Origin of the sequence: Nocardia sp. NPDC050630 (genome assembly GCF_044457245.1) — a bacterium.
GTDB lineage: Bacteria > Actinomycetota > Actinomycetes > Mycobacteriales > Mycobacteriaceae > Nocardia.
Map to the genome: position 1 here is coordinate 81,429 of NZ_JBITGN010000007.1, position 13,278 is coordinate 94,706.

The following is a 13,278-nucleotide window of genomic DNA, read 5'->3' on the forward strand; positions in this document are numbered from 1 at the left end:
GGGGCGTAGCCGACCTACGGTCCGGCGGCTGCCCTTTCGGACTCCGGCCGGAACGCACGGTTCGGGTACTGCTGTTGTGGAGTCCGTCCGGTTCAATGGAACCGGCTGCTCCTGTTGATCAACTGCTCCGGATGATGTCTTCCGGTCGCACCGGCACTCGGTTGATGTGCACGGTTCCACCCCGTGATCGGCAGGCGTCACGGATCGCCGCGGCGATCGCGGGGGTAGCGGAGAGCGTGGGCGGCTCTCCGGCGCCGCGCAGCCCGTAGGGGGCGTGCGGATCGGCATTCTCCAGAATCTCCAGCCGCTGTGACGGCGTATCGAGAATCGTCGGGATCAGGTAGTCGGTGAAGGAGGGGTTGCGCACCTTACCGTCTTTAACCTGGATTTCCTCCATGACCGCCAGGCCGAGCCCCTGGACCGAGCCGCCGTGGATCTGGCCCTCCAGGGACAGGCGGTTCATGATCTTGCCCACGTCCTGGACCGCGTCCAGGGAGACGACCTTGACCAGGCCGAGGTCAGTGTCCACGTCCACCACCGCGCGGTGTACGCAGAGGGCCAGCTGGGTGTGGCTATTGCCCTGTCCTGTAATCGGATCCATGCCCGTGGTGGGCCGGTGGTGGTACTCGCTGGTCTCTTCGATAACCCCCTCATCCAGGACATCGACGATCGCCGCGAGCACCTCCCCCGTGCGCGAAACCACCTTGCCGCCGACCAGCCGCAGTCCCGAGGAGGCACCGAACTCGGCCTGGGCAAGGGCGAGTACGCGCTGGCGCACGGCCGCACAAGCCGCCTTCACCGCGCCACCGGTCATGTAGGTCTGCCGTGAGGCCGACGATGAACCCGAGTCGCCGACCTGGTTGTCGGCCGGGTGAATGGTGACCCGCTCGATGCCGAGTTCGGTGCGCGCGATCTGCGCCTCGACCGTCACCAGACCCTGGCCGACCTCGGCGGCAGCGGTGTGCACCAACGCAACCGGTTCTCCCGCAATGACTTCCAGTCGCACCCGCGCCGTCGAGTAGTCGTCGAAGGCTTCGGAGAAGCAGATGTTCTTGATACCGACGCCGTAGCCGACACCTCGCACCACGCCCTCGCCGTGCGTGGTCTGCGACGCGCCGCCGGGCAGGTTCCGGATATCCGAGGCATCCAGTTCCGGGGGCATCGGCATATCGCGTAGCTGCCCGAGCATTTCGGCCATCGGCGTCGGTGCGTGCAGCACCCGACCGGTCGCCAGCTTGGAGCCCTGTGACACCGCATTGATCTGGCGCACGTGCACCGGATCCAGATCCAACGCCTCGGCGACCTTGTCCATCATCGACTCGTGTGCGAAACAGGCCTGTACCGCGCCGAATCCGCGCATCGCGCCGCACGGCGGGTTATTGGTGTAGACGCCGTAGGCGTCGATCTCGATATGCGGAATCTCGTACGGCCCCACCGCGAGCGAGGACGCGTTACCGGTGACATTCAGCGTCGCCGAGGTATACGCGCCACCGTCGAGGACGATGAGAACCTTTGCGTAGGTGAGTTTTCCGGCATCGTTGGCACCGTATTCGTAGAGCATCTTCGCCGGGTGTCGGTGCACATGCCCGAAGAACGACTCCTCGCGGTTGTACATCATCTTGATGGGCTTGCCGGTGCGCATGGCCAGCATGCCCGCGTGGATCTGCATGGACAGGTCCTCGCGGCCACCGAAGGCACCGCCGACACCGGCCATGGTCATGCGGATCCGGTCCTCGGCCAGGCCGAGACACGGCCCGATCTGGGACAGATCGTTGTGCATCCACTGGGTGGCGACATAGAAGTCGAGCCCGCCGTCCTCGGCCGGTATCACCAGGCCGGATTCGGGCCCGAGGAATGCCTGGTCCTGAATGCCGACCTCGTATTCTTCGGTGACCACCACGGTGGCCAGCGCACGGCCCACGGTGATATCGCCGACGCGCACCGGCTGGTGCCGGGCGATACCGCCACGCTCCTGCACCGCGAGCCGTTTCGGGGCCGAGAGCACCGCCATTGGATCGGTGATGGGTTCCAGTACCTCCCAATCGATTTCGATGGCGTCGATGGCGCGTCGAGCGATCTCGGGGTGGTCGGCGGCGACCAGGGCGATGGGCTCACCGTGATGACGGACTTCGCCGATGGCCAGCACCGGCTGATCCCAGGTGTGGTCGAGCCCGTACATCTTGCGGCCCGGCACATCCTCATGGGTGAGTACGGCGTGCACACCGGTCATGGCCAGTGCGGGCGCGATATCGATCTCGCGAATGATCGCGCGCGGATGCGGGCTGCGCAGCGTCGCACCCCAGAGCATGCCGTCCATCCAGAGATCGGAGGCATAGGCGAACTCGCCTTTGACCTTCAGGGTGCCGTCGGGGCGCAACGGGCTCTCCCCGACGCCGCCTTTACCCGGCGCGGCAACCTCTTTCGGAAAACGGGTGGTCCGTGGGACAGTCATCATGCCTCCTGTCGCATGAGCCGCTTACGGGCCGCGTCACCGGCCCGGCCGACGACATCCTGGGCTACAGTGCGCAATTCATCGTTCTCCACGACGGTGCGCCCACCGACGAGCAGCCTGGCCAGCGGCGGTGTTGGTCCGAAAACCAAGGAGCAGACCGGATCCTCGATCGCCGAGCGGAAGCCGTCGACCCGCCAGATGGCGAGGTCGGCGAGTTTGCCGGGTTCGATACTGCCGATCTCGTTGTGACGGCCCAGATTACGGGCTCCGCCCAGGGTGCCGATCTCGAGCGCCTGGCGCGCGGTGAAGGCGGTAGGGCCGTGCACCGCGCGCTGGAACAACATGGCCTGACGCATCTCCCCAGCCAACGAGGTCAATTCGCTCGACGCCGCACCGTCGACGCCGATACCGACCGGAGCACCGGCGGCGACCAGATCGCTGACACGAGCGATACCCGCGCCGAGCCGGGCGTTGGAGCTGGGGCAATGCGCCGAGCCGCTACCCGTTTCAGCGAAGCGTCGGATATCGGCGTCGTGCAGGTGCACCGCGTGCGCGAACCAGACATCCTCGCCGAGCCAGCCCAGCTTTTCCATGTATTCGACCGGGGTGCAGCCCAGCTGTTCGATGCAGTGCTCTTCCTCATCGAGCGTTTCGGCGAGATGGGTATGCAGCCGAACATTTTTGGCGCGTGCCAGCGTCGCGGAATCGATCATCAGACCTTCGCTCACCGAGAACGGCGAACACGGCGCGACGGCGACCCGCAGCATCGATTCGAACGATGGATCGTGGTATTTGTCGATGACTTCGGCGGTGTGAGCAAGGATTTCGTCTCTGCTCTCGACCACCTCGTCCGGCGGCAGACCGCCGTCCTTCTGCCCGCGGTCCATGGACCCGCGGCACGGGTGGAAGCGCAGGCCGATCTCGCTCGCCGCGCGCACCTCGGCCTCGAAGAGGTCGCCGCGCCCCTTCGGGAAGATGTAGTGGTGGTCGCTGCTGGTGGTGCAGCCGGTCAGTGCCAACCAGCCCAAACCCGCGGCGGCCGCGCCGTAGACGACGTCGGCGTCCATGCGCGCCCAGGTGCGGTAGAGACCGGTCAGCCATTCGAACAGGGTGGAATCCTGGAACAGGCCCTGACTCGCCCACTGGTAGAGATGGTGGTGGGTATTGACCAGGCCCGGGGTCACCAAACAGCCGGTGCCGTCGATCTTTTCGGCTCCCGGTACGATCGGTGCCGGTCCCGCGCCGAGGGCAACGATGCGGCCCTCGGAGATGACGACATATCCGGACGCGATCTCGTCACCGACAACCGGTGCGATATAGGCGTTCTCGATGAGAGTCTTCATCGGCCCGCCTTCCGTGCCGCGGCCAGTCGCACCGCGTCGAGGATCTTCTCGTATCCGGTACAGCGGCAGAGATTTCCGGCGAGCGCTTCGCGGATCTCCACATCGGAGGGATCGGGATTGCGTTCGATGAGATCGTGTGCCTGCACGATGAGACCCGGTGTGCAGAAACCACATTGGACCGCACCGGCCTCGACGAAGGCTTCTTGCATCGGGTCGAGTTTCGCGCCGTTGGCCAAGCCCTCGACGGTACGCACCGAGCGATCCTGCACCTGACCCGCGGCCACCAAACAGGAACACACCGGTGTACCGTCCAAATAGACTGTGCACGAACCACATTCGCCTTGCTCACAGGCGTTCTTGGAGCCGGGCAGGCCCATCCGCTCGCGCAGCATATAGAGGAGGCTCTCGCCCTCCCACACATTGTCGACGGTCTCTTGCGAGCCGTTCACGTCGAAGGTCACACGCATCAGGCCGCCCTCCTTCTTTCTGCCAGGTAGTCCGTCCAGGCCCAGGACAGGGTGCGGCGAGCCAGCACCGTCAGGGCGTGTTTGCGGTATTCCGCCGTGCCTCGAACGTCATCGATCGGCTCGGCCGCGGCCGAGACCAGCGCACCGAAGTCGCGGACCACATCGAATGGCAACGGAGCCGGGTCATCCCAGTCCAGCGCATCGGCGAGGAACTGCTCGGCGGGCGTCGCGCGCAGCGGCGTTGGACCGGCGGATCCGATGCCGGTGCCGACAGTGCGGGTGTTGGGATGCAATGCGATCGAGAATGCGCAGACCGCGATCACCATGGCATTGCGCGTGCCGACCTTGGAGAAGTATTGCGGCCCGGTGGCGGGTTCGAGCCGGATGGCGCGGATCAGCTCGTCGGGCTCCAGGGCGTTCTTCTTTACCCACACGTAGAAGTCATCGATCGGGATGAGCCGGGTACCGCGCGCGGCCGACTCGACCTCGATCACCGCATTGCCTGCCAACAGCGCGGGATGGGCGTCACCGGCCGGGGACGCCCCGCCGAGATTGCCGCCGATCGTGCCGCGATTGCGGATCTGCGGCGAACCGACCGTGCGCGAGGCCTGAGCCAGACCGGGCAGTTGGTGGTCGAGTCGGTTGATGATGCGCACGTACGGGACGCCAGCACCGATCCGGATCCAGCCGTCGGGCTCGGTCGAGTAATCGAAGAGTTCACGACAGCGGTTGAGATCGAGCAGTGCCACCGGACGGCCGTGGTCGAAGTTCATCTCGACCATGACATCGGTGCCGCCCTGGATGGGTTTGGCCTCCGGATTGGCGGCCTTGAGCTCGAGCGCCTCGGTCCAGGAATCGGGTCGTAGGAAATCCATCGTCACTCCCATGCCGGTCCGGCCGCGGGGGCGTCCTCGGTGAGTACGGTGCCCTCGATCAGGCCGTAGGGGCGGTCGGCGGCGAAGAACACCTCGTTGTCGTTCTCCAGTCCGAAGCCGGACAGATCCACCACGAAATGGTGCTTATTGGGCAGCGACAGCCGGACCTCGCACACCTCGGGGACCGCGCCGATCACCCGGTCGCCCATGGCGTACAGCGTCTGCTGCAGCGAGTAGCTGTAGGTGTCGGCGAATGCCTCGAGCAGCGCGCCGCGGACCGCACGGTAGGCCTTGTCCCAGTCACTCGGTTCGCTCGCGAAGCGCCACTCCGCATTGACCTCGGTGGCCAGTACGCGGTCGTAGGCCTCCTGCAGCGTCGTGTACTTGTCCTTGATGTAGCCGTGGAATTCCGAGCCGGTGGAGTTGAGTACCACCAGACCCGTCAAACCCGAGACCACCCAGGTGCTTTCGCCGTCGTAGTGCACCCGCGAAGTGCGGGTCTCCTGGCCGGAGCGTACGAACGAATACTGCTTATCGCCGGGTCCGACCACGATGCGCTCCCAGGCGTACTCCTCCAGGCAGACCCGCGCGTGATGGATGGGTGGCTGGGAATCGACGAAATGCCGTGCCAGCAAAAGCCCGAACGCTTCCGGCGAGGTGACGCCGTATTCCTTGGCGAAGGCGAATACGGTGTTCTTCTGGGTGTCGGTCGGCAGGACCGTCGCGTTGTCACCGGTCAGGTGGACCTCGTCCATGTCACCGGATAACGCAACACCGACGTTCAGATCCCGGATCTCATGGACACCACCGGTTTTCGTCACCCGGACGACCCGGTTTTCCGCTTTGCCGTATCTATTCGGCCCGAGCTTGATCGACATGGTTCAGCTACCTCGGTAGGTCGAGTAGGAATAGGGACTGAGCAGCAGCGGCACGTGGTAGTGCTCGGCTGGGTCGGTGACCAGGAAGTCGATGGTCACCGACGGGTAGAACGGACTGAAGTCACCGGTTTCGAAAATCAGACGGTGCACCCCGGTTTCGAGTGCGGGCAGATCCTCGAGGCGCCCGTCGTCGTCGGTGCGACGCTCGGCGAGCACGGTGCCGTCGGCCTTTTCCAGTCGCACCGCCAGCCCCGCCGCCGGACGACCCGATGCCGCATCCAGCACATGGGTGGACAGACTCACCTGTCCTCCAACAGTTTTCGGATCCGGAGCCGGGTGATATCGGCGAGTTCGCGTTGCGTCGCGACACGTTCCCCCTCGGCGGTATTCGCCAGTCGCCTGCGCAGTTCGGCCCGGATCTGCTCGGCGGTGCGGCCCGCGGCGCGGATCAGGAAGACATGTCCGAACCGCTGCTCATAGGCCAGGTTCGCGGCGGCGATGTCATCGAGAGTCCGCTGGTCCGCCCCCGCCGTGCCGGATTGCTCACCGGCGGACCACGTGGCCTCGCGCTCGGGCGTGCCCGCCTTCGCCCGATCGCCGATGCGCGGATGCGCCGACAGCGCCTCCTCGATATCGGGCCAACTCAACTCACGTATCCCGGCGACCGCGGCGGCCATCAGGCTCGTGCTGTCCACGTAGGGCCGGTGCGCCGCCACCTTCTGCGCCCAGACGTGTGAGGCGCAGCAGCTCAGCAGTTCCGCCTCGGCCTGCTCCGGAGGCAGCGCATTGAGCCATCCGATCTCACCGGACATCCGATCTCCCATCGAGCTTGTTTGTGCTGGGAGTAAGTACACCCGCCGGTCATCCGCGCTGCTAGGACCCAGAAATCCGAAGTGTGCGCCAGTTCACACAGCCTCGTTTGTGTGAATATCCAAAGCGTCCACCGGGTAGGCGCGAGCTGGGCTGTTAGCCTCGGCAACTGTGCGACTTAGATCACTTCTGACCATGAATCTCGGTCTCGAGCTCGTCACCGGCGAAGCAGAGCTCGACCGTTTCGTGCGCTGGGTAGTGACCACCGACATGCTTGATCCGAGTCGCTATCTCTCCGGCGGCGAGCTGGTGCTGACCGGGCTGCAATGGCGGCTCGCCCCGACGGACAGCGAGACCTTCGTGCGCGCCCTTGCCCAGGCCGGAGTCGCCGGACTCGCCGCCGGCGACGCCCGTTACGGCGGCGCGCCGCCCGATGTCATCGAGGCCTGTCAGCGGCATCGGATACCGCTGTTCCGCGTCCGGGAGGATGTCGCATTCGCTCAGGTCACCGAGACATTGACCCGCAATCTTTCCACCGGGCGCGCCGCCGACCTGACCGCCATCCTCGACCGGCACCGCCAGCTCGTCTCGGGTACCGGACTCGGCTCGGTGCTGGAGCTCATCGAACGTGACCTCGGCATGCGCTGCTGGGTCGTCGCGTCCACCGGACGAGTGGTGGCCGGGCCAGCCACAGCACCGCCGGTCGCGGTCACCGCCGCTTTCCTGAACGCTCGCCGCCTCCCCCATGTGCTGACCCACGAGAAGGCGCGCTACTCACTGTTCGCCGTCGACGAGCACAGCACCTCACGCGCCGCCGACTGGTTCCTGGTCTTCGAAGGCGATTTCAAGGATTGGCCGGAAGAACGTCGCGCCCTGACCGGTGAGCTGGCCGCGGTCGTATCACTCGAACGCGCCCGCCTCGACGATCGCCAGAGCGCCGAGGGCCGCCTCGCCCAGGAACTGATCGAACTGATCGTCTCCGATGCCAAACCCGCCGAGATCATTTCCCGCCTGGAACTGACCGGCCTCGGCCCAGCGGAAACCTATATCGCGGTGGCCGCTGGCGCAGATGCCTTGCGCCCCGGCGAATTACGCGTCCTACTCCGCGAAATCCTCTACGGCAAAGGGCCTGCCGCAGGTGTGGTCGACGGTGAAGTCATCGCTTTGATTCCCGCGGACGGCTCGGTGATCGGCGAAATCCACCACGCCGTCAACGCTTTGGAGCCCGGACTGCAGGGTGCTCATCTATCGATCGGTGTCAGCGGCATCGTCGACGGCGAAGGCCTGCGCGGCGCCGTCGAAGAAGCCCGCTATGCCCGCCGTCTGGCCGCCGACCGTCCTGCCCCCACCAGCGTCGTCGGCCACGACGAGCTGGCCACCCATATGCTCCTGCTGGCCAGCGTGCCCGACGAAGTCCGCCGTATGTTCCGCCTGCGCCTGCTCGACCCGTTGAGCAGCTACGACCAGGAAAACCGCGCCGAGCTCGTGCACACCTTGGAAACCTTCCTCCAGGTCTCCGGCTCGTGGACCAAATGCGCTGAGCTACTTCACGTTCACGTGAATACCCTGCGCTACCGTATCCAACGGATCGAGGAACTCACCGGCCGCGATCTATCTCGCCTCGAAGATCGCGTCGACTTCTTCCTCGCCCTCGCACTCCGCTGAAGGAACCCATGGACAGCACGGATCTATACATCCCGACTCGGCTCGGAACCCTGCACGTCGTCACAACCGGGCACGGTGATCCGCTCATGATGTGGCCCAGCCTGCTGATGGACGCCGGTCTCTGGGACGCTCAGGTCGCCCACTTCGCCGAGAATTACCTGACCATTGCGGTGGACCCACCCGGTCACGGAAAATCCACTCCACTGACCCGCGGCTTCACCTTCGACGACTGCGCGGGCTGTGTGGTCGACATCCTCGACCACCTCGAATTGCCGCGGACCCACTTCATCGGAAATTCATGGGGCGCGATGATCGGCGGCACCTTCGCCGCCGAATTTCCGGACCGCATCCGGTCCGCGATCTTGATGAACGGCACGGCCTCACCGGCCCCGACCGGTCAGAAACTCCAGTACGCGGCGCTGCTGGTCCTCATCGGAATCCTGCGCGGCATCCGCCCGCCGCTCACTCGATCGGTCGTGCGCGCCTTCCTCGGACCGACTACCGAAGCCACGCGCCCCGATGTCGTGCGCCGGGTCCTGGAAACCGCTCGCCGCAATGATCCGAAGTCGGTCGCTCATGCCGTCCGATCCGTCGTGATCGAGCGATCGGATCAGCGCGACCGCTTCGCCGCGATCACCTGCCCCACGCTGGTCGTCGGCGGCCGCGAAGATCGCACCTTTCCGGTGCCCGAACTCGAGACCATGGCCCGGTCGATTCCCGGCGCGGAGCTCGCGGTTATCGAGGATGCCGCGCACCTCGCCGCGGCCGAAGTCCCCGAGGTCGTCAATCAGTTGGTCGAAACCTTCCTGGCCAACTGCGCCGAAGCACGCTGATTCGCACCGGTCTTGCGTACGGCTGTGCCGGGGCGAACTATTAGCTGTGCGGTGGCCGCGTTCGCGGGCCGTGCGGTCCGAGCACCCTCGGTGGACCACGACGCGTCAGCCTCGCGACAGAGCGGAGTGCTCACTCCATACCAGGAGGACTCGATGTTCATCCAAGTTATTCAGGGAAAGGTCGCCGACGCCGATCGGCTGCGTCGGTGTATGGATAAGTGGAACGAGGAATTGCAGCCGGGAGCCGTCGGTTATCTCGGGACGACCAGCGGGTTGTGCAACGACGGGACGTTCATCGCATTGGCGAGGTTCGAATCCGAAGAAGCGGCGCGGCGCAATAGCCAGCGGCCGGAACAGGCCAAGTGGTGGGCCGAGACCGAACAGTGCTTCGACGGACCGGTGCAGTTCATGGATTGCCCAGAGGTGACGCAGTGGCTGGGCGGTGGCTCGGATCAGGCCGGGTTCGTCCAGATCATGGAGGGCCACACTCGCAATCCGCGCCGCATGCGCGAACTGCTCGCCGAAGGCACCGAGCGCATCCACGAACTGCGCCCCGAAATTCTCGGCGGTACCTTGGCGACATATGGCAGCGACGGTTACGTCGAGGCCGTCTACTTCACCTCCGAAGCCGAAGCACGCGCCCACGAAAAGGTGGAGATCCCAGACGATCTGCGCGCCCTGTTCGAGGAGGAAAGCCAACTCATGGGCGAAGTCGAATACTTCGACCTACACGAACCGAGGCTGGTCTCGAACAAGCGCTGACCCGACCGGTCGGATACCAGTAACGCCCGCGCACAAGTCACCGTGCGCGGCGCTCACTGGCTATGCGACACCTCGACCGATAGCCACATCCCGCCAAGACAATTGGATGTCGGTGGTCGGCGCTAGCGTGGCGGCGTGAACCGTACGGATCGGCTATATGCGATCGTCGAGGAATTGCGGGCGGTGGCGCCACGGATGCGGACCGCCCGAGAGTTGGCGCAGCGTTATGAGGTGAGCATTCGAACGATCGAGCGCGATATCGCGGCACTGCAGCAGGCGAGTATTCCGATCTACGCGGATGTCGGCAGGCGCGGCGGGTACGCGTTGGAGAAAAGCATGTCGCTACCGCCGCTCAACTTCACCGCGGCCGAGGCGGTCGCGCTCGCCGTGGCCTTGGCGCGCAGCGAGGCGACACCTTTCGACCAAGCCGGGCGCAGCGCATTGCGCAAGATTCTCGGGGTGATGTCGGAGCGCAATGCGACCGCCGCCCGCGACCTCGCCGCGCGCGTTCGATTACTGGAACCGGTTGATGCGCAACCCGTCCCAGCGATTCCGTCGGTCATCGGGCAGTCGATCGAGGCGGGACGGGTGCTACGCATCAGCTATTCGGACCGCTTCGGCGCGGTCAGCGAGCGGGACGTGGAGCCGACGGCATTCCTCAATGGATCGCACGGCTGGTATCTCATCGCATGGTGCCGCTTACGCGCGGAGTCACGCTGCTTCCGGCTGGACCGCATTCGCGCGGTGACCATGACCGATACCCCGATGTTGCCGCGCCCGCTCAACCCAACCGATATTCCGAAGGATTGCGAACTCCGGACCGTCGCGCTGTGAGATGACCAAACACCGACAGGGGGTTGTCGCCGCGCCGGGTGATCGTGATCGGGCAACACAAGACACATACCCGATCGCGAGGAGAAGACACGGTGAGCACTCCCCCTTTCAACACGGTTGCCTGGTTCCAGGTCGGCAGCGATAAACCGCAAGAGGTCGCGAAGTTCTACGGCGAGCTGTTCGGCTGGAGCTTCGCCGCGGATCCGAATGCCGACAGCTACGACTTGGTCAGCTACCCCGCGAGCGAGACACCGAGCGGCGGCATCGCGCACACCCCCGACGCCTCGGCCAATCACGCGACCTTCTTCGTACTCGTACCGGACGTGGCGGCCACGGTCGCCGCCGCCGAAAAGCTGGGCGGAAAGGTATCGGTCCCGCCGGTCACCGGCAAGGATGGTCTCGTCTTCGCGCACATCCGCGACACTTCCGGAAACGACTTCGGCGTCTTCAGCCCACCGCCGCAGTCGTGATCCGACGGGGACCTCGACCATCGGCCGAGGTCCCCCGGTCGGCTCGAACTTTGTTGCGGGGAGCCAAAATAAGACCACATCTCGAGTCCATCGCAATTCGGCAGCTATCCGATTTATCGAATGGATGGCTGCCGAATGCGCGGGCTAGCCTCGAAGACCATTGCGCTGCCCTATCGGATGCTGACGACCATCAATCGCGGTTGGACTCGAGAATCGAGGATCCCGATGAGCATTTCCCCGGGTCATGGCGTCGGGCCGCCTATGAATCGCACACGTTGGTCGGCCGCACTGGGCGCACTGATCCTCGCAGTGGCGCTGAGCGGCTGTGCCTGTTCGTTCGAGGAGTATCCGGACGGCGCGCGGGCCGCGGTCGAAGAGTTCACCGAGCTGCTGAACAAGCGGGATGCGGATAAGGCCGCGAAATTGACCACCCAACCGACCAATGCCGCCGCATCGCTGCGACAGATATTCCAAGGGCTCGGCCCCGGTGCTCCGGACTTCCGGCTATCGCAATTCATCGCATTGGATACCGCGGAGGGAATCTTCGCACTGCAGGGCGCGTGGACATTCGGACCCGATCGAAACTGGACATATGACGCGCAGGGCACGGTACGAAAGTTGGCGACCGGATGGCGCATCTCCTGGGAGCCCACCATCGCTATGCCGCAACTGGACAACACCCGCACAGTCAACCTGGTGAAGGCCTACCCAACGCCGCCACCGGTGGTGAAAGACGGTCTCGGGCAAATGTTGATGACCGAGCAGATCATCGCCGTGGTCCGGCTCGATCCCCCCCGCATCACCGATCCGGTCGCCACCACCGACGCGTTGGCCAAAGCCATCGAACCGATCGCCCCGCTGATCACCGGGGCTTCCTTGCGAGCGCAACTCGCCGCCGCCAAAGGTCAACCGGTCGTCGCGGTGAATCTGCGGCAGGACGACTTCGCGGTGCTCGAACCGGACATCACACCGATTCCCGGGGTGGTCGTGCAGCCGCAGCCACGGCTGATCTCCGCCGACCGCCGAATTCAATCCCCCATGTTCGACGCGCTGCGCACGGTGTGGCAGGACAACCGGGATAGAACCGCAGGTTGGGCGGTGCAGCTATCGGGACCCGACGGACTTCCGGTCGCCAATATCGCTGGACAGCAGGGCACACCGGCGCCGGACGTGGCCTCCACGCTGGATCCGTACTGGCAACGCGCCGCCCAGAACGCGGTGAATTATCTCGGGAATCCGGCCGCCGTCGTCGCGATCCGGCCCGCGACCGGAGCCATTGTCGCCGCCGCCGAGAACAATGCGGCAAGCACGGACCAACCGGTGGCCTTCGCCGGGCTCGCCCCGATCGGCGGCATTACCGAACTACTGCGCACGGCCGCGGCCACCAGCGCGCACAAACCGCCGCAGAACGTATCTCTCGACGAGATCGGCCAGACCGCCCGCACGCTCGGGCTCGGCGTCGACTTCGAGCTGACGGGTCTGGACAAGGTGAGTTCGCGAATCCCGGCCCCGGGCACCGACGAGGTCCGACGCGGCGGCCGGGCGAGCGAGATCCAGGCCAGCGCCTACGGCATGGCGATCCTCACCGCCGCCATCGCCAATGGGCGCATCACTCCACCGATGATCGAAGTCGGACGCCCGGCGAGGACTTCAGCCGGATCGAGTCCGCTGCCCGCCGCGGTGGTCGACCAACTGCGCGGGCTGATCGCCGGCGGCGGATATGTCACCACCGCTGGCGGGCAGGGCTGGCTGCTCGCCAATACCGGCGAGTTGGCCTTCGCACTCCACGTCGAGGATCCGGACAGCAGCACCACCGTTCGGAACGCGGCGGAACGCATTTTCCATCCGGATCTCGAATAGGCCCACAGCTCACAGCCAACACCCAGCTT

The 13,278-nt window shown here is 65.4% G+C and carries 13 protein-coding genes; 6 read left to right on the forward strand and 7 right to left on the reverse strand.

Translation table 11 applies throughout. The features are described from left to right. Positions 1–118 precede the first annotated feature (118 nt). The 7 genes from ACIBG0_RS19530 to uraD are packed head-to-tail and all read right to left on the reverse strand — an operon-like array spanning position 119 to position 6,827. Entirely contained in the window at positions 119–2,452 is a 2,334-nt protein-coding gene (locus tag ACIBG0_RS19530) for a xanthine dehydrogenase family protein molybdopterin-binding subunit (RefSeq protein WP_397034235.1), read from the reverse strand. After that, positions 2,452–3,795 carry an 8-oxoguanine deaminase gene (locus ACIBG0_RS19535; RefSeq protein ID WP_397034237.1) on the reverse strand — a complete coding sequence of 448 codons (1,344 nt, stop codon included), beginning with the start codon at positions 3,793–3,795 and terminating at the stop codon, positions 2,452–2,454. The genes ACIBG0_RS19530 and ACIBG0_RS19535 overlap by 1 nt, the downstream gene beginning before the upstream one ends. Further along, positions 3,792–4,262, reverse strand: a complete 471-nt coding sequence (locus tag ACIBG0_RS19540; protein ID WP_397034238.1) for a (2Fe-2S)-binding protein — start codon at positions 4,260–4,262, stop codon at positions 3,792–3,794. The genes ACIBG0_RS19535 and ACIBG0_RS19540 overlap by 4 nt, the downstream gene beginning before the upstream one ends. After that, complete coding sequence (locus ACIBG0_RS19545) at positions 4,262–5,137, reverse strand: FAD binding domain-containing protein (protein WP_397034240.1); 876 nt, start codon at positions 5,135–5,137, stop codon at positions 4,262–4,264. Before ACIBG0_RS19545 ends, ACIBG0_RS19540 begins: the two co-directional genes overlap by 1 nt. 2 nt (positions 5,138–5,139) lie before the next feature. After that, entirely contained in the window at positions 5,140–6,015 is an 876-nt protein-coding gene (gene pucL / locus ACIBG0_RS19550) for a factor-independent urate hydroxylase (protein ID WP_397034242.1), read from the reverse strand. A gap of 3 nt (positions 6,016–6,018) precedes the next feature. Beyond that, positions 6,019–6,318 (reverse strand): hydroxyisourate hydrolase, encoded by a 300-nt coding sequence (uraH, locus tag ACIBG0_RS19555; RefSeq protein ID WP_397034244.1) that lies wholly within the window; start codon positions 6,316–6,318, stop codon positions 6,019–6,021. Further along, positions 6,315–6,827 carry a 2-oxo-4-hydroxy-4-carboxy-5-ureidoimidazoline decarboxylase gene (uraD, locus tag ACIBG0_RS19560; protein ID WP_397034246.1) on the reverse strand — a complete coding sequence of 171 codons (513 nt, stop codon included), beginning with the start codon at positions 6,825–6,827 and terminating at the stop codon, positions 6,315–6,317. Before uraD ends, uraH begins: the two co-directional genes overlap by 4 nt. 193 nt (positions 6,828–7,020) lie before the next feature. Between uraD and ACIBG0_RS19565 the strand changes: the two genes are divergently transcribed. The 6 genes from ACIBG0_RS19565 to ACIBG0_RS19590 all read left to right on the forward strand — a co-directional run bounded on the left by ACIBG0_RS19565 (position 7,021) and on the right by ACIBG0_RS19590 (position 13,249). Next, positions 7,021–8,490: a PucR family transcriptional regulator gene (locus ACIBG0_RS19565; protein WP_397034248.1), complete on the forward strand. Its 1,470-nt coding sequence runs from the start codon at positions 7,021–7,023 to the stop codon at positions 8,488–8,490. Positions 8,491–8,498: 8 nt separating this feature from the next. Then, entirely contained in the window at positions 8,499–9,323 is an 825-nt protein-coding gene (locus ACIBG0_RS19570; RefSeq protein ID WP_397034250.1) for an alpha/beta fold hydrolase, read from the forward strand. 153 nt (positions 9,324–9,476) lie between these two features. Then, the gene (locus ACIBG0_RS19575; RefSeq protein ID WP_397034252.1) at positions 9,477–10,085 is read left to right on the forward strand and encodes a hypothetical protein; all 609 of its coding nucleotides are present in this window, start codon (positions 9,477–9,479) and stop codon (positions 10,083–10,085) included. A gap of 135 nt (positions 10,086–10,220) precedes the next feature. After that, positions 10,221–10,919 carry a helix-turn-helix transcriptional regulator gene (locus ACIBG0_RS19580; protein WP_397034254.1) on the forward strand — a complete coding sequence of 233 codons (699 nt, stop codon included), beginning with the start codon at positions 10,221–10,223 and terminating at the stop codon, positions 10,917–10,919. 92 nt (positions 10,920–11,011) lie between these two features. Beyond that, positions 11,012–11,389, forward strand: a complete 378-nt coding sequence (locus ACIBG0_RS19585; protein ID WP_397034256.1) for a VOC family protein — start codon at positions 11,012–11,014, stop codon at positions 11,387–11,389. A gap of 261 nt (positions 11,390–11,650) precedes the next feature. Then, complete coding sequence (locus ACIBG0_RS19590) at positions 11,651–13,249, forward strand: NTF2-like N-terminal transpeptidase domain-containing protein (RefSeq protein WP_397034258.1); 1,599 nt, start codon at positions 11,651–11,653, stop codon at positions 13,247–13,249. The last annotated feature ends 29 nt before the right edge of the window (positions 13,250–13,278 follow it).

Excerpts from the sequence above, each read along its gene's own strand:
- ACIBG0_RS19530 (WP_397034235.1), bottom strand. The coding sequence starts at position 2,452 with ATGACTGTCCCACGGACCACCCGTTTTCCGAAAGAGGTTGCCGCGCCG.
- ACIBG0_RS19535 (WP_397034237.1), bottom strand. The coding sequence starts at position 3,795 with ATGAAGACTCTCATCGAGAACGCCTATATCGCACCGGTTGTCGGTGAC.
- ACIBG0_RS19540 (WP_397034238.1), bottom strand. The coding sequence starts at position 4,262 with ATGCGTGTGACCTTCGACGTGAACGGCTCGCAAGAGACCGTCGACAAT.
- ACIBG0_RS19545 (WP_397034240.1), bottom strand. The coding sequence starts at position 5,137 with ATGGATTTCCTACGACCCGATTCCTGGACCGAGGCGCTCGAGCTCAAG.
- pucL (WP_397034242.1), bottom strand. The coding sequence starts at position 6,015 with ATGTCGATCAAGCTCGGGCCGAATAGATACGGCAAAGCGGAAAACCGG.
- uraD (WP_397034246.1), bottom strand. The coding sequence starts at position 6,827 with ATGTCCGGTGAGATCGGATGGCTCAATGCGCTGCCTCCGGAGCAGGCC.
- ACIBG0_RS19565 (WP_397034248.1), top strand. The coding sequence starts at position 7,021 with ATGAATCTCGGTCTCGAGCTCGTCACCGGCGAAGCAGAGCTCGACCGT.
- ACIBG0_RS19570 (WP_397034250.1), top strand. The coding sequence starts at position 8,499 with ATGGACAGCACGGATCTATACATCCCGACTCGGCTCGGAACCCTGCAC.
- ACIBG0_RS19575 (WP_397034252.1), top strand. The coding sequence starts at position 9,477 with ATGTTCATCCAAGTTATTCAGGGAAAGGTCGCCGACGCCGATCGGCTG.
- ACIBG0_RS19590 (WP_397034258.1), top strand. The coding sequence starts at position 11,651 with ATGAATCGCACACGTTGGTCGGCCGCACTGGGCGCACTGATCCTCGCA.